This window comes from Thermoanaerobaculia bacterium (assembly GCA_035717485.1).
GTDB lineage: Bacteria > Acidobacteriota > Thermoanaerobaculia > UBA5066 > DATFVB01 > DATFVB01.
Window position 1 is genome coordinate 1 of the sequence record DASTIQ010000217.1, and the last position, 17,227, is coordinate 17,227.

Here is a 17,227-nt window from a genome sequence, read left to right on the forward strand (position 1 = left end):
GACCCGCCGCGCCCTCGACGTACGCCCCGGTACGCCTCGGGACGCGGCGGGCTCGGCTCCCATCCCGTCGGGCTCGCACCTCGCCGCGCCTCGTCGTCGGTGTCCCCGAGCTCGCTCCCGCCATGAGCCATGTAGAATCGCGCCCGCGGAGGAAGATCAATTTGAGCGCCAACGCATCGTACGATTTCGTCGTCATCGGCTCGGGACCGGGCGGTTACGTCGCCGCGATCCGGGCTTCGCAGCTCGGATTGAGGACCGCCATCGTCGAAAAGGACCCGGTGCTCGGGGGAGTCTGCACGCTCCGCGGCTGCATTCCGACGAAAGCGCTCCTCCACGCCGCCGACGTTCTCGAGGAAGCCCGCCACGGCGGCGACATCGGCGTCGTGGCGAAGGAGATCCGATTCGAGCTCTCGGCGGCGATGAAGCACAAGGCGAAAGTCGTGCGGCAGAGCAGCAACGGAATCGGCTTCCTCATGAAGAAGAACAAGATCGACGTCCTCACGGGGTTCGGATCCCTTCTCGACGCGCACACGGTTTCGGTGAAGGGGGAGTCGGGGGAAACGCGGCTCGGGGCGAAATTCGTGGTCATCGCGACGGGGTCGAAGCCGCGGGCGCTCCCGATCATCCCGACGGACCACCAGACCGTGCTCGATTCGGACTCGATTCTCGAGCTGACCGAAGTTCCGAAGTCGCTCGTCGTGATCGGCTCGGGCGCGGTGGGCGTCGAATTCGCGTCGATGTTCTCGCGATTCGGGGCGAAGACGACGATCATCGAGATGCTCCCCCGCCTGGTCCCGATCGAGGACGAGGAGATCTCCCGGGAGCTCGCCTCGGCGTTTCGGAAGCAGGGGATCGCCTCCTTCGTGGACACGAAGGTCGAAAAGGTGGAAAAGGCCGCCGCGGGCGTGGAGGTGATCGCCCGGACGTCGGCGGGAAAGACCGAGACGATCAAGGCCGAAAAACTCCTCGTCGCCGTCGGGCGCCAGCCGCTCTCGCAGAACCTCGGTCTCGAAGCGCTCGGCATCGCGACCGAGCGCGGGTACGTCAGGATCGACGATCGTTGCCGCACGTCGGTGCCGAACGTGTTCGCGATCGGCGACGTCGTCCCGACGCCGTGGCTCGCGCACGTCGCATCGGCCGAGGGCGTGGTCGCCGCGGAGACAGCCGCCGGCGCGCCGACGTTTCCCCTCAACTACGACCAGATTCCGGGATGCACCTACTGCCATCCCGAGATCGGGTCGATCGGACTCACGGAGGCGAAGGCGCGGGAACGGGGGCACGACGTCGTCGTCGGGAAGTTCCCCTTCACGGCGAGCGGAAAGGCCCGCTGCCTCGACGACACGCAGGGCTTCGTGAAGATCGTGAGCGACCGGAAATACGGGGAGGTGCTGGGCGTCCACATCATCGGTCCGACGGCGACCGAGCTCGTCGCGGAGGCGGGAGCCGCGATGAAGCTCGAAGCGACCGCGGAAGACCTCGTCCGGACGATCCATGCGCATCCCACGCTGTCGGAGGCGGTGCACGAGGCCGCGGAAGCGATCGCCGACGGCCACTCGATCCACATTTAGGGGCGGGCTCGACGTCCGTTTTTCGGTACGCCTCACCGCCGGCCGGCAACCCGCATCCCGCCGGGCTCGTGCCTCGCCGCGCCTCGACGTCGATTCGACGGAGTGACGGGTGAGGAAGTCGCGTCGCTTTCACGTAAAATGCTCTGTTCGGGGGTGATTGATCCGATGTCCCTAGACCGACCCGCTCCCGCCGACCTGTCGGCTCTGCGCATCCATCGCGACCGCGAGCCGAGGAAGCCCGTCGGGATGCTGATCTTCTTCGCGATCCTGGCCGTCGCGATCGGCGCGGGGATCTACGTGGTCGCGAGCGGCGTCTTCACGGTGCGAACCGTGGAAACCGTCTCCGCCGCGGTCGTCACCGAGGGGCAGGCGGAAACGATTCTTTCGGCGACCGGGTACGTCGAGGCGGACACGAAAGCCGATCTCTCTCCGAAGATCACGTCGAAGGTCACCGCCCTCTACGTCACCGAGGGCGACACGGTGAAGAAGGGCCAGGTCCTCGCCCGCCTCGATCGGACCGACCTCGACGCGCAGCTCGCCGACGCGAAGGCGTCGTGGGTCAACGCCCAGGCGGAATTGAAGCGCCAGAAGGCGCTGCTCTCGGAGGGCCTGACGCCCCAGTCCGCCGTGGACTCCGCGATCGCCGCCGAGGCTTCCGCGCGGGCGAAGGTGCACTACGTCGAAGCGCAGCAGGACTACGCCGAGATCCGCGCTCCCTTCGCCGGCCGGGTGATCGCCAAACGCGCGCACGTCGGCGAGGCCGTCTCCCCGTACGGAGCGCCGGGACAGGGCTCGTCGAACGGCGGCGCGATCGTCACGCTCGTCGATTTCTCGACGCTGTACGTCGGCGCCGACGTCAACGAGTCGAACCTGGGCCGGTTGCAGCCGAACCAGCCGGCGGAGATCGTCCTCGACGCCTATCCGGACCACACCTACCACGGCCACCTGCTCCAGGTGATTCCGACGGCCGACCGTTCGAAGGGGACCGTCAAGGTGAAAGTCGCCTTCGAAGATCCGGATGCGAAGATCCTCCCGGAGATGTCGGCGCGCGTGAACTTCACGGCGAAGAAGACGACCGGAACGGCCGCGGCGAAGACGCGCGTCACGATCCCGAAGAGCGCGCTCGCAAACGTCGACGGGCGCAGCGGCGTGTATCTCGTCGCGGGAGGCCGAGCGCTCTTCCGGGAGATCGAGCCCGGCGCGGAGAATTCGGGGCAGCTCGAGGTCCGCTCGGGACTCCAGGGAGGAGAACGGCTCGTCGCGGAGCCGGCGAAGTCGGGCGTCCGGAACGGGGAGAAGGTCAAGGTCAAAGGAGACTGAGATGGCGTCGCTGATTTCGATCGAGCACCTGACCAAGATCTACCGCCGCGGCGCGGAGGAGATCACCGTCCTCCAGGACCTCGTCCTCGAGGTGCCGGAAGGGGAATACGTCGCACTGATGGGACCGTCGGGCTCGGGCAAGACGACGCTCCTGAACCTCATCGCGGGAATCGATTCCCCCACGCGCGGCCGCGTGATCGTCGCCGGGACCGACATCGGACGGCTGTCGCAGACCGAGCTCGCGCGCTGGCGCGCCGAGACCGTCGGGTTCATCTTCCAGCTCTACAACCTGATCCCCGTCCTGACGGCGTTCGAGAACGTCGAGCTGCCGCTGCTGCTGACGCACCTCTCGAAGAAGCAGCGTCGCGAGCACGTCGAGACGGCGCTCTCGATCGTCGGACTCGCCGACCGGATGAAACACTACCCGCGGCAGCTCTCCGGCGGACAGGAGCAGCGCGTGGCGATCGCGAGGGCGATCGTCACCGATCCGAAGCTCCTCGTGGCGGACGAGCCGACCGGCGATCTCGACGCGAAATCGGGCGAGGACGTGCTGACGCTCATGAACCGGCTCAACAAGGAGTTCGGAAAGACGATCGTGATGGTCACGCACGACCCGAAGGCGGCGGCGCACGCGCACCGCCTCGTGCATCTGGAGAAGGGCGTGCTCGTCGAGCAGCAGTCCGGCGAGAGCGCCGGACGCGCCCGGACGGCCCCGTGAAGTTCTTCCGCCTCGTCTGGAAGAACGTCTTCCGGAAGAAGACCCGCACGTTCCTGACGATGGGATCGATCGTCCTCGTTCTCGTGCTCATCGTCATCCTCGCGTCGCTGCTCAAGGCTCTGGAATACGACCAGAACGCCGGCGGAAACCGCATCGTCGTGCAGCACGCCACGGGGCTCGCGAACTTCATGCCGCTCGGCTACCGTCAGCGCATCGAACAGATTCCGGGCGTCGTCGCGGTCGCTCCCGAAGTCTGGTTCGGCGGGATCTGGAAAGACGACAAGCCCGAGAACTTCTTCGGGCAGCTCTCGACCGACCCCATGGTCTGGCCGAAGATTTTCGACGACTACGCGATCCCCGCCGACCAGGTGAAGACGTGGCAGAACGAGCGCGACGCCTTCATCGCGGGACAGGAGCTCGTGAACCGGTATCACTGGAAACTCGGCGACCGGATCCAGATCCGCGGCACGTACATCTCGCTGACGCTCGACCTCGTGCTCCGGGGCGTCTATCGCTCCAAGGACGAGGCGAACATCTTCTTCCACAACGAGTACCTCGAGAACTCGTGGATCGGCACGCGCGGACAAACCGGGATCTTCTACCTGAAGGCGTCCTCCCCCTCGGAAGTGCAGCCGGTGACCGAGGCGATCAACCGGATGTTCGAGAACTCGTCGGCGCCCACGAAGGCGATGTCGGAGCAGCAGTTCCAGCTGCAGTTCGTCGAGATGCTCGGGAACGTCAAGCTGATCATCCGCCTGATTTCGCTCGCCGTGCTCTTCGTGATCGTTCTCATCGTCGCCAACACGATGGCGATGTCCGCGCGCGAGCGGGTCACGGAGATCGCGGTCCTGCGGGCGCTCGGCTTCCTGCGCCGCCAGGTTCTCTCCATCGTGCTCCTCGAGGCTGTCGTGCTCGCGCTCCTGGGCGGGGTCGTCGGCGTGCTCCTGTCGCTTCCGATGGTGCACGGAATCGTCGAAGGGCTGAAGCACTCCCCGGCCGCGACGTTCACGTACAACTTCAAGGTGACCGGCGCGACCCTGCTGATGGCGTTCCTCGCGTCGGTGACGATCGGGGTCCTCTCCGGGATCGTTCCCGCGATCCGTTCCTCCCGGGTGAAGATCGTCGACGGCCTCCGGCAGGTGGTCTGAACGTGGCGATCCCGCTCAAGTACAACGTCCGGAACCTCTCGGTCCGGAAGGTTTCGACCGGGATGACCGTGTTCGTCATCGCGCTCGTCGTGATGGTGTTCCTGCTGGTCATGTCGCTCGCGGAGGGGATCAAGAAGACGCTGACGAAGAACGTCTCGGATCGGAACGTGATCGTCATGCGGACCGGCGCGCAGTCGGAGCTGCAGTCGTTCGTCCAGCCGGATCAGTTCGAGACGCTCCGCACGCTTCCCGGAATCGAGCGGAACGCGCGCGGCGAGTCGATGGCCTCTCCGGAGCTCGTGGTCCTGATCAACGTCCCGAAGCGCGATGGAAAGAAGACGAACGTCCAGGTGCGCGGGGTCCTCCCCGCCGCGCTCGAGGTCCGCCCCGCGATCCGGGTCGTCGAGGGGAGGATGTTCGGGGCGGGAACCGCCGAGGCGATCGTTCCGAAGAGCGTCCGCGACCGTTTCGAGAACGCACAGATCGGCGGGACCCTCGTCGCGGGCTCCGAGCGCTGGACGGTGGTGGGGATCTTCGACGCCGCGAGCACTCCATACGATTCCGAGATCTGGGTCGATTTGCATAACCTCCAGGGGCAGTCGAAACGCGGTCCCGGCTACTCCTCCGTCACCCTCCGGGCCGCCGATTCCGCGGCCCGCGATCGCATCATCGCGAGCGTCAAGGGGGACCAGCGCGTGAAGCTCGAGGGGAAGACCGAGAAGAAATATTACGAGGAGCAGATGTCGACGGCCGCGCCGATCAAGATCCTCGCCTATCTCGTCGGGGTCATCATGGCGGTCGGCGCTTCGTTCGGCGCGATGAATACGATGTACGCGCAGGTGTCGGCGCGCACCCGGGAGATCGGGACGCTGCGAGCGCTCGGGTTCTCGCGGCGGTCCGTGCTCGGATCCTTCGTCGTCGAGTCGCTCGCGCTCGCGGCGATCGGCGGGGTCGTCGGCACGTTCTTCGCGTGGGCGTTCGTGAAGATCTTCCTGACCGGACCGGTGGGAACGCAGAACTTCCGGACGTTCTCCGACATCCTCTTCAATTTCACGCTGACGCCGGCGCTTCTCGTCGGCGGGGTCGTGTTCTCGCTCGCGATGGGACTGTTCGGAGGCTTTTTCCCGGCGTTTCGCGCGGCCCGCCTGAAGATCGTTTCGGCGCTGAGAGAAATCTAGCCCGACGGACTCGCCGCGGCGAGCCGAAACGATTCGCGCGCCCGCTATCCCTTCCGCCCGGTCAGCAGCTCCCACAGCGTCGGGCCGCGCAAAGGTCTTAGCGCGACGATGTCGCTGTTGTCCTTCACGCGCACGACGAGCAGCCTCTTGCCGGACGGATCGATCGCCGAACCGTACAGCCGCCACGTCTCCGGGAAATCCGTCAGCCGAACGGGGGACGAGCCGTCGACCGGAACCCGGAAGACGTTCTGTCGAACCGGCGGTCCCTTCTCCCTCATCACGGCGACGATCGAGCCCGAATCGGCCGTCCACGTGACGAGGTGCCCGGCCGACGAGATCCGGGTCTCGAACAGACGGCGTCCGTCCGCGGCGCGCAGGACGTAGACCGGAACTTCTCCGTCGTGCTCCGGTTCCGAGGTCACCGCGACGAGCTTGCCGTCCGGCGAAACGCTGGGGAACTCGTCGTCCGCGTTGGCGAACACCTCCGCGCGCCCGGACGCGAGGTCCGCCCGCTTCAGGATCGGGTTCCCCCGGGCGTCCGCGCTCTCGAAGAAGAAGGCGCGGCCGTCCGGCGCGAAGGAAGCCTGCCCGTTGAAGACGTGCGTATCCGTCAGCCGCCGCGGCTGTCCGCCGTCGAGGCTCTGAAGATAGATCTCGTGGTTCCCGGTCCGGTTGGACGCGTAGACGACGCTTCGCCCGTCGGGCGTCCATCCCGGCCACCCGTAATCCGCTTTGAGCGGCGTGAGCTCCCGGGCGTCGCTCCCGTCGGCGTTCATCACCCAGATCGAGCGGAACCCCGTTCGTGTGGACGTGAAGGCGATCCGCGTGCCGTCCGGAGACCACATCGGGCGATAGTCCCCTTCGTTGTCTTCGGTGAGGGACCGGACCGCGCGCGTGTCGGCCGCCGGGTCGCCCGTCAACGGGACGAGGTCGATGTTCGAATTCTCGCGATAGTTCGCCGCCACGCCGATCGTTCCGGACGCATCGACGGAGAGACCGCGATAGTCGGAGACGCCCGAGGTGAGCGCGCGGACCGCTCCGTGCTCGAGCTTCGAGAGCTCGCCGCCCCGGCCGTAGATCGGGCTTCCGGTGAGGAGGAGCCCTCCCGAAGCGGGATCGACGGCGAATCCGCTGATCATCATGGGGACCTCGTCGCGCGGATCGTCGGAGAACTCGAGCTTGCCCGAGGCGGGGTCGAACGTGCCCAGGCGGCTCCGGCTCGTCTGCGCCGAACCGAGAGCGAGGCGAAGCGTCCGCGAATCGGGCATCCACGAGAACGCGAGGAGCGAGTCGGGTTCGGGCGCGACCGGCACGCAGCGCGCCTGCTCCCCGTTGTCCCCGGACACGCAGAGGTCGTAGGAAGGGTGCGCGCCGGGACGATCGCGCACGAATGCGAGCCGCCGCCCGTCGCGCGACGGGTTCGGGCGAAATCCCGCGAGCAGCTTCCGCGGAGAGCCCCCGAGCACGTCCACCCGGAAGATCGCGTTCTCCCCGGTGCGGTCGACGGCGTCGAAGAAGAGAGAAAGCCCGTCGCCCGAGAACGCCGGGTTCGCCGCGGAGAGACCCGCCGTGTCGATCGCGAGCGCCGACGAGCCGCGCAGGTCTCGCAGGAGGAGTTTCCGGGGAACGCCTTCCTCGACGTACGCGACGCGCGTTCCGTCGGGGGAAATCGCCGGCGAGGACCCGTTCCCCGTCGTCGTCAGGCGCAGCACGCGGACGGGGGGCGGGGCGATCGCGTTGCGCACGACCAGCACGGCCGCGATCGCCGCCGCCGCCGACACGGCGGCGATGGCCGGCCCGCGCCTCCGGCGAGAGCCCGGGGGGGGATCGATCGCCCGGCGGGCGGAGGAGGAGATCAGGCCGCTGTCGAAGTCCCGGCGGATCGCCTTCAGCTCGAGGGAAAGATCGCGCATCGACTGGAACCTCTCCTCCGGATCCTTCGAGAGGCAACGCTCGATCGTGCGCGCGAGATCCCGCGGAACGTGCGGGGCGACGTCGGCGAGCGGGCGCGGCTCGTCGTGGAGCATCGCCGAAAGGACGTCGACCGCCGATTCCCCCTCGAACGGCGTCCGCCCCGCGAGCGCCTCGTAGAGGACGATCGCGAACGAGAAGATGTCGGAACGGCCGTCCACCGGGCGCCCCCGCGCCTGCTCGGGCGACATGTACGAAGCGGTTCCGACGACGAAATACTCGCCGTCGAGCGTGCGGGCCATCGACGACCGGCCCGGCTGCGTCACCCGGGCGAGGCCGAAGTCGAGGACCTTCACGTAGCCGTCCGCCCGAACCATGAGGTTGTCGGGCTTGAGATCCCGGTGGACGATCCCGGCTTCGTGCGCCCGCATCAGCGCTTCGGCCGTCTGCACCGCGATGTCGAGCGTCTTCTTGATCGAGAGAGGGCCGCCCGAGAGGATCTCGCGGAGCGACTTTCCCTCCACGAACTCCATCGCGATGAAGGGCACTCTCCGCTCGCGGGCGCCGCCGGGACCGACCGAGGCCGAGACGATCTGCTCGCCGACTTCATAGACCGTGATGATGTTCGGATGGTTCAGCGCCGACGCGGCCTTCGCTTCCCGCTCGAAGCGCGCGAGATGGTCGGAATCCTCGACGAGCTCTTCGGGAAGGACCTTCAGCGCGACGGAGCGGTCGAGGCGGGCGTCCGTCGCGCGGTAAACGCGCCCCATCGCTCCTTCGCCGGCGAGCGCCTCGATTCGGTACGGGCCGACCATGACTCCGGGACGGAGCCGGACGGACGTCATTTGGAGCGGATATTAGCCGTGTTCGGCCCGGCGGGACGCGGGAAGGGGGCGGCGGGGCGCGAAGAAAAAGGCCCGATCCGACGACGGACTCGGGCCTCGATTCCGGTTTCGGCGGTCTGGCCTAGGTCTCGGCTCTGGCGTGAGCGGTCGCCGGCAGCCGGCGGGAACCCGAGCGGGGCTCGCGGACGTCGGCCGGGGAAGCCGCCCCCGACGTCGCGACCGCGAGCCGGGCCTGTCCCGCCCGCTTGACGAAGGCGACGAGCGCGCCGGCCATCATCACGTAGAAGCCGCCCCACACGAGTGCGATGAGCGGCTTCCGGGTGACGTCGACGGAAAGGGTCTCCGGAGTCGGCGGGACGAAGTCGGGCGTCAGGCCCGCCACCGAGAGGAGCAGCTGTCCCTGCACCGGGACGACGTTTTCGATCATCATCGACGAGCGCGGAAAACCGGCGACCGCCTGCGGCTCGCCTTCGTTCGGGGCCGAGCCGTCCATGTGGGCGACGTAGCGGAGCGACTGGACCTGCGCCGGCTGCCCGTCGGGGGTCACGGTCAGGTTCGCGGCGATCAGCACGGTCTTCCCGTCCGCGCCGCCGGACTGGTCCATCCGGAGGTCGTCGAAACGGATCGTCGCCGGGCCGACCCGCACGGTCTGCCCGCGCTTCATCGCGACCTGCTTGCCGAGCTTCATCGGTGTGCCGGGATCGTATTCCTGCGGCGAGATGTAGAGATCGGCGAGCGGGCTGTTGCGGATCGAGGGATTCGCCATCAGCTGGTTCGTCCGCGTGTTGATGTACATCTTCGGATAGGCCCAGAACTCCTTCCCCTTCGGGGTCACGACGCGAACTTCCATCGCCTGCTTCGAGTTCTCGGTGGGCGGGATGACCTGCGTGAACATCAGCGTGTAGCCGTGCACGCGCACCGGCTGGTTCTTGGGAAGCGAGATGCGCTGGGAAACGGCGTAGAAGCCCGAGATCACGATCCCGACGAGCATGATCGAGACCCCGACGTGGGCGAGATAGCCCCCCGCGCCGCCGAATTTCCCGCCGCGCGTCTTCCGGATGACGGCGCGGAGGTTCATGTCGAAGCCGAACGCGGTCACCGCGACGAAGAGGAGCGGCTCGGCGTTGCGGACCCCCGCGAGGAACGCGAGGACGGCCGCGGCCGCCGCGACGAGGAGCGATCGGCGGGAGCTCAGGAAAAGGCTCTTCGCCGTTTCGCCCTTCCAGGAGACGAAGGGCACCAGAGCGAAGAGGAGGGCGAGGAGGAACCCGCCGGGACTCGTCGTCACCCGGTAGAAGTTCGTCGAAACCTGCGAGGGCTTCGCGGCGAAACGGGTCAGGAGGGGAGAGGAGGTGCCGAGCAGGATCACGAGCGCGAGGCCGACGATCGCGGCGATCGCGACGATGAAGAAGACGCTCCGCGACAGCGCGGGCGTCTGCTCCTCCTCCGCCGGGATCGACTTCCAGCGCCAGACCATGAGCGCCGCGCCGAGGAGCAGGAAGATCATCAGATCGGCCACGAGCCAGCCGGTGATGCCGAGATCGACGAACGAGTGGACCGAGAAATCGGCGAGGACGCCGGAGCGGGTGAGGAACGTGCCGTACAGGATGCAGACGTAGGCGATGATCGCGAGGAAGAGATTCACGCGGCGATGGCGCTTGCGCGATCGTTGCAGGAACATCCCGTGGACCAGCGCGACGGTGAGGAGCCAGGGCACGAGCGACGTGTTCTCGACGGGGTCCCAGCCCCAGTACCCGCCCCAGCCGAGCGTCTTGTAGGCCCAGTAGCCGCCCATCAGGATCGCGGTTCCGAGCGTCAGGAACGTGAGCAGCGCCCAGGGGAGCGCGCGGACGATCCATCCGTCCCACCGCTTCTTCCAGAGCGCGGCGATCGCGAAGGAGAACGGGACCGACAGAGAGGCGAACCCGAGGAACATCACCGGCGGGTGGATCACCATCCAGTAGTCCTGGAGGAGGGGATTCAGTCCGGAGCCGTCCGGCGGCACGGTCGCGAGCAGGCGGAACGGAGACTGCCGGCAGAGGATCGCCACGAGAGCGAGGAACGTCGAGATGTAGACGATCATCACGGGCGCTTCCTGCTCCTTGGCCGACCGCCAGACGAAGAGGCCGATGAGGGATCCCCAGAACGTCCAGAGGAGGAACGATCCCTCCTGCCCGGCCCAGAAGGTCGAGATCAGGAAGTGGAGCGGGAGATCGCGCGACGAGTACGACGCGACGTAGGAGACGTCGAACCGGTGATTGAGGAGGAGCGCCATCAGGATCGCCGATGTCGCGACGACGCAGGCGACGAACATCGCGTAAGCGCGGCGCGCGAACGGGAGGTAGTCGGCGGCGCCCCGGTCGGCGCGGTAGTAGCCGTAGATCGAGGCGAGCCCGCAGAAGAGCGCGGCCCAGAGGGTGGCGACGCCTGGCCAGAACATCAGAATCCCCTTCCGGAAACGGGGCGGCGGCCGCCGTTCGGCATCAGGATTTCACCCCGTACTGCCGTTCGACTTCCTGCCCCTGGTACTTCGACGGGCACTTCACGAGGAGCTTGTCGGCGTGAAGCGCGCCGGACTGATAACGGCCGATCGCGACGATCGACAGGGCATCCCGGAAATTCGCGGGCTTGATGCCGCGGTAGACGACCGGGAGCGTGCGCCCGTGGTCGTCGATGATCGAGAACGCGAGCTCCTGCGAGGTCGAGTCGTACTTTTCGCTTCCCTTCTCGAGAGAGCCCATGACCTGGACCGACCCGGCGGTCTTCATCGCGACATCGAAGGTGACGTAGGGGGTGAGGGTCGAGCGGAAGGCGGTGACCCCGAGAACCAGGAAACCGACGGCGAGAACGGCGGCGACGATGTAACCCTTCTTCATGACGACATCATCCTGTCTGCGAGGGGCGCCCCTCCTGATTCATATGAATCAAACTGCTCAAATGGATCACCCGGCGGATCTCTCGTGCCGCTCGGAAGCCTTCAGGCGGGCGTCCAGACGGAGGAGGTAGACCCAGAGTCCTATCCAGATGACAGCGTTGCACGCGGCGACGAATCCCAGTGCGTTCATTCGAGCCTCATTCCAACGCGCGCTGCGCGCGTTTCATTCTCTCGAGCCGGCGGTCGAGATCCCACATCCAGAAGAAGAGCCCGGTGAACCCCGCGAGCGCGGCGAAGAAAACCGTCCGGGTCGGCATGTCCATCAGGTTCTTTCCCTCACGGTTGATCACGGTCTGGGGATGGAGCGAAGCGGTGACCCGCGGCACGACGAACATCAGGAAGGGCATCACGAACCCGGAGAAGAGGGCGTAGACCGCGCAGAAGACCCCGCGTCGCTCCGGGTCCGCGATCGCTCCGCGCAGGAAGAGATAGGCGGCGTAGAGGAAGAGGAGCAGCACGATCGAAGTCTCGCGCGGATCCCAGTTCCAGTACGATCCCCACATCACGTCCGCGAAGATCGAGCCCGTCACCGTGGCGAGGATCGAATAGAGGAAGCCCTGCCGCACGGCCGCCGCGGCGGATTCGTCGGAGGACACGTCCCGCTTGACGAGATGGACGATCGACGCGATCGCCGCGACGATGAAGGCGAGCGTGGCCGTCCACGCGCACGGCACGTGGAAGAACACGATCCGCGACGACTCGCCGATGAACCCCTTCGCGGGCCGGGGCCAGAAGAACGCGGCGACGATGACCGCCAGCATGTAGGGGCCGAGCAGCCATTTGAGGACGCGCATCGGCGGGATCATAACCCGCGATCGGGCGATGGATCGAGCCGGGCGGGGCTCCCCGCATCCCGCCCGGCCCGCGCCTCGCCCGCTCCGAGAGAGTCCCCATCGGGCTCCCGACCCTCACAGAGACTTCAGGTATTCCACCAGATCCGCCTTCTGGGCGTCGGTCAGCCCGAGCGCGAACGTTCCGTCGTAGTGATCGACGACGTCGCGAAGCGTCGGGAAGCGGCCGTCGTGGTAATAACCCCCCTTCGCGTGAGACCAGACTCCCGCCAGCGGCGAGGTTCGATACCGGTGGTCGGGAGCGCGGTTGGCCTGGAAGTCGTCGATTCCGATCTCGGCGGGCGTGTGAAGGTTCCAGCCGGGCTCCGTGAACAGGGGCGGCACGTGACAGGTCGCACAGCGCCCCGCGCCGTCGAACACGAGCTTTCCACGTCCCGCGGCGGCGGAGTCGAAGCTGCCGGCGGGCGGCTTCGGAGCGGGAATCGCGAGCTGGTAGAACTCGAGCGCACCCAGCTTCGGCGTGACGAGATCGGGCGTCGACCGCACGTGGCCGAGGCCGTTCGCCGCGGCGAGCGGGAACTGCGCGGCGTCGTCGAGGCGAGGATCGAGATACGTCCCCTCGCCGTGCATTTCGAGGGTCGCGACGAACGCGTTCCAGTTCGTGACCGATCCCCAGCCCGTCCAGGTGTGCAGATTCACCCCCGCGAGGCCGAAGGCGGGCGGGATCAGCGTCGCGGCGGAACCGTTGGGCCCGGCCGCTTTTCCGTCGAGGAACAGTTCGGCGTCGAACTTCCCGGGGCCCCAGCCCGCGAGCACCTGCTTCACCGTCGCCACGTCGACTCCGAGGGCGGAAGCCACGGGCGAAAGGTCGGGGGAGAGCGAAACGATCGCGCCCACGTTCAGGTCGCGGTTCGCCCATCCGTCGAGCCGGCGGCCGATCCCCGGCGCGAGCGAGTCGTCGACCGTCGAGTGGCACAGCGCGCATTGGATCCCGACCGCGGTGAGCTTTCCGCCGCCGTCGAACGTTCCGTGGACGCCGACGACGGAGTCGAGCTGCAGGAGGGCGACCGTCGTCGCCGGATCGTCGAGATTCACGTTTCCGTGGCGGAGCGCATCCTTCAGAGACGAAGGGAGGGCGTCGGCGTCGACCTTGAGGCCGACCCCGAGTGCCGTTTTCGGACTGACCCCCGGCCCGACCCCGCCGAGAGCGGCGCCTTCGATCGCCTCGTGGAGGCGGAGCGCGCCCCCCCAGAAGGCTTCGTCCCCGAACGTCTCCTCGCGGAAAGTGCGGCGGCCTTCCGCGAACATCGACGCGGCGTGCGCCGCCGCCGGATCGTGCGCGGAGGCGAGGACGAGCGGGGGGCGGCCCGGCGCCGCCGCGACGAGGAGGGCGGCCGCGCCGATGCCGAGCGCGGCGGCGAGCGCGCCGGCGATGCGGGAGCGAAGCGAGCGAGAGTTCCGGATCATGACGGTCTCCTTTCCTGAGCCACTCTCATGGAGTCGGAAGGAGCTCCGTGGTGACACGGAATCGAACGCGGGGAGAATCCTGAAGAACGGATGAAACCCGCGCTCCCGGGGGATTTCGCACAGGGCGGCGAACCGCCGCCCCGGATCAGGAGGCCGGGGAGCCGGCCTCTCGCCACGCGGCGAGGTTGCGCTCGATCTGGCCGGCATGCTTGTGGACGTGCTCCGAGTAGATCGTGAGCCAGCGGTCCACGTCCCAGACGCCCATCCCGCTGTGGCGTCCGGTCCGGCCCCAGGCGTCGGCGGGAAGGCGTCGGAGCAGATCGGCCGTGTGCGCCCGGACGGCGCGCACGGACTCGAGCGAGGGTTCGAGGGGAAAGTCGTGGTAACGAAGATCCCTCGCCCATTTCGCTTCGTCGTACGCCTGGATCACGGGGTCGGGCTCGCAGAGGAGATAGCGCAGCCGCATCGCGGCGTTGACCTCGGCGTCCCCGCAGTGGCAGACGACTTCGTGCGCGGACCACTTTCCCTCGCCCGGCCGCCACTTCCGCGCCTCTTCCGGAACGGAACCGATCGCGGCGCGCAGCCGCTGCGGCCCCTCGGCATAGCGGTCGATCAGGCGGCGGCGTTCGGCGTCGGAAAGAGGCATGGGGGAATCATATCGAGTACACGCAAACCTGCCAGCCTCTGCGGGACGAGGGTTCGCCTTCGGCGACGACGGGGCCTTGAGACGCGCGGATGAAAAGGGAAAGTGGCGCCCTCGATCAGGCGCCGCCAGACGTGCCGGAAGACGCGCGAGGAAACCCGGGCCGGCGGGCGCGGCGTACCGGGGCGTACGTTAAGCCTGCCGGCCGGGTTTCCGCGTCCCGTATAACGGCGCGTATGGTCCGCGGCTGTCTCCCTTATCCTTCCCAGACGAAGCGCATGAGCACCATCCCTCCCACGGTCGCCAGCCCGTCGTAGGAGATCAGGACCTTCCATACGGGGTCGATCGCGGCGAACGAGGGATCCGCCGCGGCGCGCGCCGTCGCCTCGACGGCGGGAAGCAGGAGCGGCATCAGCAGGGGAAGCGCCGTCAGGACGAAGAGGATGTCCTTCTGTCCCGCGCGCGACACGATCGCCGACAGGAACGTCGAGACGAACGAGACGCCCCATCCCGAGAGCACGAGGACGATCGCGAGCGACGCGGCGTTGGCGGGCGTCCACGTCTGAAGGAGGCAGAAGAGCGGCACCGCGACGGCGGCGATCGCCGAGAAGAGCAGGAAGTTGAAGAGGAACTTCCCCGCCAGGACCGCCTCTCCGCCGGAGATCTTGCGAAGAGCCAGGGCCGTTCCGCTCTCCTCCTCCCGGACGAACGAACGGGGGAGCCCCGAGGACGCCGAGAAGAAGAGGAGGATCCAGAGCACGCCGGCGTTCAGCTTCGCCCGGTCGCCGGCGGGGAGGGCGACCGAGGCGAGCGAGAACGAGATCAGGATGAGCGCCGCGGCGGCGAAGAAGAGGACCGCGGCGATCGTCGTGCGCCGGCGGAGCTCGCGCCGCGCGTCGCGCAGGAAGACCGCGGCCGCCTGGCTAAGAAAGGGAGACTTCATCGTCCGCGTCCTCGATGTCGCGCCGGTCGTTCGTCGCGAGGATCACGAGACCGGTCTCGCGCCGCACGTTCATGAGCGTGCGGGCGGCGTCGATGCCGTGCGTGTCGAGATTCGAGTAGGGCTCGTCCCACAGCAGGACGGGCGGATCCAGAAGCAGCGAGAAGCCGAGCCGCACTCGCTGCTTCATGCCCGAGGAGAACTCGCCGACGCGGCGATCGTGCGCCGAGCGGGCGAGGCCGAGCGCGTCGAGGATCCCGGCGATTCCGCCCGCCGCCGCCGGCCGCCCGGCGGCGCGGGAGAGGAGCGACAGGTTCTCGACGGCGGTCAGCTCGTCGATGAATTCGAGCTCCGGAGAGGCGAAGCCGATCGCGTGCGACCGGTCGCCGTCGTCGAGCTCCACGCCGTCGCTCCAGATCGCGACCGTCCCGCGGCTCGGCCGCATGAGGCCGGCGAAGATCTTGAGCAGCGTGGACTTTCCGCTGCCGTTGCGCCCCGTGACGGCGACGAGACCGCGCTCGGCGGAGAGCGACACGTCGCGGAAGATGGGCGGCCCGGCGAACGCCTTCGCGAGCTTCGTCGCTTCGAATCGCGGCATGCGCGGGGACGATAGCACGCGCGTCCGAGCGCTTCGTTTGATGCATTCGACCCGTTTTCTTCGGCCTCGTTCGCGTCGTCCTCGTCCCGCCGAAGAAATATCGCGGAGACGACGATTCAGCTTCCCATGGCGCCGCCACGTGCCTTATCCTCGCGCGCGAATTTTCGGGAAGCGCGATATCAGAGGGGGACCTCGCCATGCGGGTCGAGACGGGACGCCGAATTTCGGGCGATTTTCTTGAACGGACAAATTCGCTGTGCTAGCATCCGCCCTTTGTGACAAATTTCACAAGCAAAACTGGGTCTTTTTAGGAGAATCTCGATGAAATTCAACTCGAAGCTCGCCTGGATCGCGTCTCTCGCGCTTCCGCTCGCCGTGGGTTGCGGCGGCGGATCGAAGGAAGAAGCCCCGTCGTTCGACGCCGGAAACGCCGCCACGACGACGACCACCACCACCACGGCCGCCGCGGCTCCCGCCGGCGCGCCGGCCGGCGCTCCCGCCGCGGCGACGCCCGCCGGCGGCGCGACGATTTCCGGCAAGGTCACCCTCGCGGGCGCCGCGCCGGCGATGGAAACCCTGAAGATGGACGCGGACAACTACTGCAAGTCGAACCACCCGGCGCCCGTCAAGTCGCAGGAAGTCGTCGACAACAACGGAAATCTGCAGTGGGCGCTCGTCTACGTCAAGAGCGGCCTTCCGGCGAGCGCGAACTATCCCGTGCCGACGGAGCCCGTGATGCTCGATCAGCAGGGGTGCATGTACACGCCGCACGTCTTCGGCGTCCGCGCCGGCCAGAAGGTCAAGATCGTCAACTCCGACGCGACCCTCCACAACATCCATCCGCTTCCGGCCGTCAACGCGCAGTTCAACATCGGAATGCCGATCAAGGGCATGACGCAGGAGAAGGTGTTCGACAAGCCGGAGCTCCCGCCCTTCCACATCAAGTGCGACGTCCACAAGTGGATGTCCTCGTACTGCGGCGTCTTCGCCCATCCGTTCTTCGCGGTCACCGACCAGGACGGCAACTACAAGCTGACCGGGCTCCCCGCCGGCACCTACGTGATCGAGAGCTGGCAGGAGAAGTACGGCCCGCAGGACCAGACGGTCACCGTGTCGGGAACCGACGCGAAGACCGCGGACTTCAGCTACAAGGCATCGTAACCGC

15 protein-coding genes are annotated in these 17,227 nt (G+C 67.5%); 6 read left to right on the plus strand and 9 right to left on the minus strand.

All coding sequences use genetic code 11. From position 1 onward, the window contains the following. The first annotated feature begins 122 nt into the window (after window positions 1-122). The 5 genes from lpdA to VFS34_11580 all read left to right on the plus strand — a co-directional run bounded on the left by lpdA (window position 123) and on the right by VFS34_11580 (window position 5,932). Entirely contained in the window at window positions 123-1,568 is a 1,446-nt protein-coding gene (lpdA, locus tag VFS34_11560) for a dihydrolipoyl dehydrogenase (GenBank protein ID HET9795089.1), read from the plus strand. Window positions 1,569-1,733: 165 nt separating this feature from the next. Continuing rightward, window positions 1,734-2,888, plus strand: coding sequence for an efflux RND transporter periplasmic adaptor subunit (locus VFS34_11565; GenBank protein ID HET9795090.1), 1,155 nt, complete (start codon window positions 1,734-1,736; stop codon window positions 2,886-2,888). Window position 2,889: 1 nt separating this feature from the next. Beyond that, window positions 2,890-3,606: an ABC transporter ATP-binding protein gene (locus VFS34_11570; protein HET9795091.1), complete on the plus strand. Its 717-nt coding sequence runs from the start codon at window positions 2,890-2,892 to the stop codon at window positions 3,604-3,606. Continuing rightward, window positions 3,603-4,754, plus strand: a complete 1,152-nt coding sequence (locus VFS34_11575; GenBank protein HET9795092.1) for an ABC transporter permease — start codon at window positions 3,603-3,605, stop codon at window positions 4,752-4,754. Before VFS34_11570 ends, VFS34_11575 begins: the two co-directional genes overlap by 4 nt. Before the next feature lie 2 nt (window positions 4,755-4,756). After that, on the plus strand, window positions 4,757-5,932 hold the full coding sequence (locus tag VFS34_11580) for an ABC transporter permease (GenBank protein ID HET9795093.1): 1,176 nt from the start codon (window positions 4,757-4,759) through the stop codon (window positions 5,930-5,932). Between the two features lie 44 nt (window positions 5,933-5,976). Here VFS34_11580 and VFS34_11585 read toward each other — a convergent pair whose 3' ends face one another. From VFS34_11585 to VFS34_11625, 9 genes are all read right to left on the minus strand, one after another. Next, window positions 5,977-8,688 (minus strand): protein kinase, encoded by a 2,712-nt coding sequence (locus VFS34_11585; GenBank protein HET9795094.1) that lies wholly within the window; start codon window positions 8,686-8,688, stop codon window positions 5,977-5,979. Window positions 8,689-8,809: 121 nt separating this feature from the next. Continuing rightward, window positions 8,810-11,128: a cytochrome c biogenesis protein CcsA gene (gene ccsA, locus VFS34_11590; protein HET9795095.1), complete on the minus strand. Its 2,319-nt coding sequence runs from the start codon at window positions 11,126-11,128 to the stop codon at window positions 8,810-8,812. Between the two features lie 43 nt (window positions 11,129-11,171). Further along, complete coding sequence (locus VFS34_11595) at window positions 11,172-11,564, minus strand: cytochrome c maturation protein CcmE (GenBank protein HET9795096.1); 393 nt, start codon at window positions 11,562-11,564, stop codon at window positions 11,172-11,174. Between the two features lie 66 nt (window positions 11,565-11,630). Beyond that, complete coding sequence (locus VFS34_11600) at window positions 11,631-11,753, minus strand: CcmD family protein (protein ID HET9795097.1); 123 nt, start codon at window positions 11,751-11,753, stop codon at window positions 11,631-11,633. Between the two features lie 7 nt (window positions 11,754-11,760). Beyond that, a complete protein-coding gene (ccsA, locus tag VFS34_11605) occupies window positions 11,761-12,417 on the minus strand; it encodes a cytochrome c biogenesis protein CcsA (GenBank protein HET9795098.1) in 657 nt (218 codons plus the stop codon). Between the two features lie 114 nt (window positions 12,418-12,531). Further along, window positions 12,532-13,722, minus strand: coding sequence for a hypothetical protein (locus VFS34_11610; protein HET9795099.1), 1,191 nt, complete (start codon window positions 13,720-13,722; stop codon window positions 12,532-12,534). Window positions 13,723-14,026: 304 nt separating this feature from the next. Further along, window positions 14,027-14,527 (minus strand): DinB family protein, encoded by a 501-nt coding sequence (locus VFS34_11615; GenBank protein ID HET9795100.1) that lies wholly within the window; start codon window positions 14,525-14,527, stop codon window positions 14,027-14,029. 253 nt (window positions 14,528-14,780) lie between these two features. Then, on the minus strand, window positions 14,781-15,467 hold the full coding sequence (locus VFS34_11620) for a heme exporter protein CcmB (GenBank protein HET9795101.1): 687 nt from the start codon (window positions 15,465-15,467) through the stop codon (window positions 14,781-14,783). Next, window positions 15,448-16,062 (minus strand): ATP-binding cassette domain-containing protein, encoded by a 615-nt coding sequence (locus tag VFS34_11625; protein ID HET9795102.1) that lies wholly within the window; start codon window positions 16,060-16,062, stop codon window positions 15,448-15,450. The genes VFS34_11620 and VFS34_11625 overlap by 20 nt, the downstream gene beginning before the upstream one ends. 321 nt (window positions 16,063-16,383) lie before the next feature. Here VFS34_11625 and VFS34_11630 point away from each other — a divergent pair, with 321 nt between their 5' ends. Next, window positions 16,384-17,223 carry a carboxypeptidase regulatory-like domain-containing protein gene (locus VFS34_11630; protein ID HET9795103.1) on the plus strand — a complete coding sequence of 280 codons (840 nt, stop codon included), beginning with the start codon at window positions 16,384-16,386 and terminating at the stop codon, window positions 17,221-17,223. Window positions 17,224-17,227 lie beyond the last annotated feature (4 nt).

Bases quoted from the DNA above. Each gene is read 5' to 3' on its own strand.
- VFS34_11570 (HET9795091.1), top strand. From the start codon at position 2,890: ATGGCGTCGCTGATTTCGATCGAGCACCTGACCAAGATCTACCGCCGC.
- VFS34_11600 (HET9795097.1), bottom strand. From the start codon at position 11,753: ATGAACGCACTGGGATTCGTCGCCGCGTGCAACGCTGTCATCTGGATA.
- VFS34_11620 (HET9795101.1), bottom strand. From the start codon at position 15,467: ATGAAGTCTCCCTTTCTTAGCCAGGCGGCCGCGGTCTTCCTGCGCGAC.
- VFS34_11565 (HET9795090.1), top strand. From the start codon at position 1,734: ATGTCCCTAGACCGACCCGCTCCCGCCGACCTGTCGGCTCTGCGCATC.
- ccsA (HET9795098.1), bottom strand. From the start codon at position 12,417: ATGCGCGTCCTCAAATGGCTGCTCGGCCCCTACATGCTGGCGGTCATC.
- VFS34_11585 (HET9795094.1), bottom strand. From the start codon at position 8,688: ATGACGTCCGTCCGGCTCCGTCCCGGAGTCATGGTCGGCCCGTACCGA.
- VFS34_11630 (HET9795103.1), top strand. From the start codon at position 16,384: ATGAAATTCAACTCGAAGCTCGCCTGGATCGCGTCTCTCGCGCTTCCG.
- VFS34_11615 (HET9795100.1), bottom strand. From the start codon at position 14,527: ATGCCTCTTTCCGACGCCGAACGCCGCCGCCTGATCGACCGCTATGCC.
- VFS34_11625 (HET9795102.1), bottom strand. From the start codon at position 16,062: ATGCCGCGATTCGAAGCGACGAAGCTCGCGAAGGCGTTCGCCGGGCCG.
- VFS34_11595 (HET9795096.1), bottom strand. From the start codon at position 11,564: ATGAAGAAGGGTTACATCGTCGCCGCCGTTCTCGCCGTCGGTTTCCTG.
- ccsA (HET9795095.1), bottom strand. From the start codon at position 11,128: ATGTTCTGGCCAGGCGTCGCCACCCTCTGGGCCGCGCTCTTCTGCGGG.
- lpdA (HET9795089.1), top strand. From the start codon at position 123: ATGAGCCATGTAGAATCGCGCCCGCGGAGGAAGATCAATTTGAGCGCC.
- VFS34_11610 (HET9795099.1), bottom strand. From the start codon at position 13,722: ATGTTCGCGGAAGGCCGCCGCACTTTCCGCGAGGAGACGTTCGGGGAC.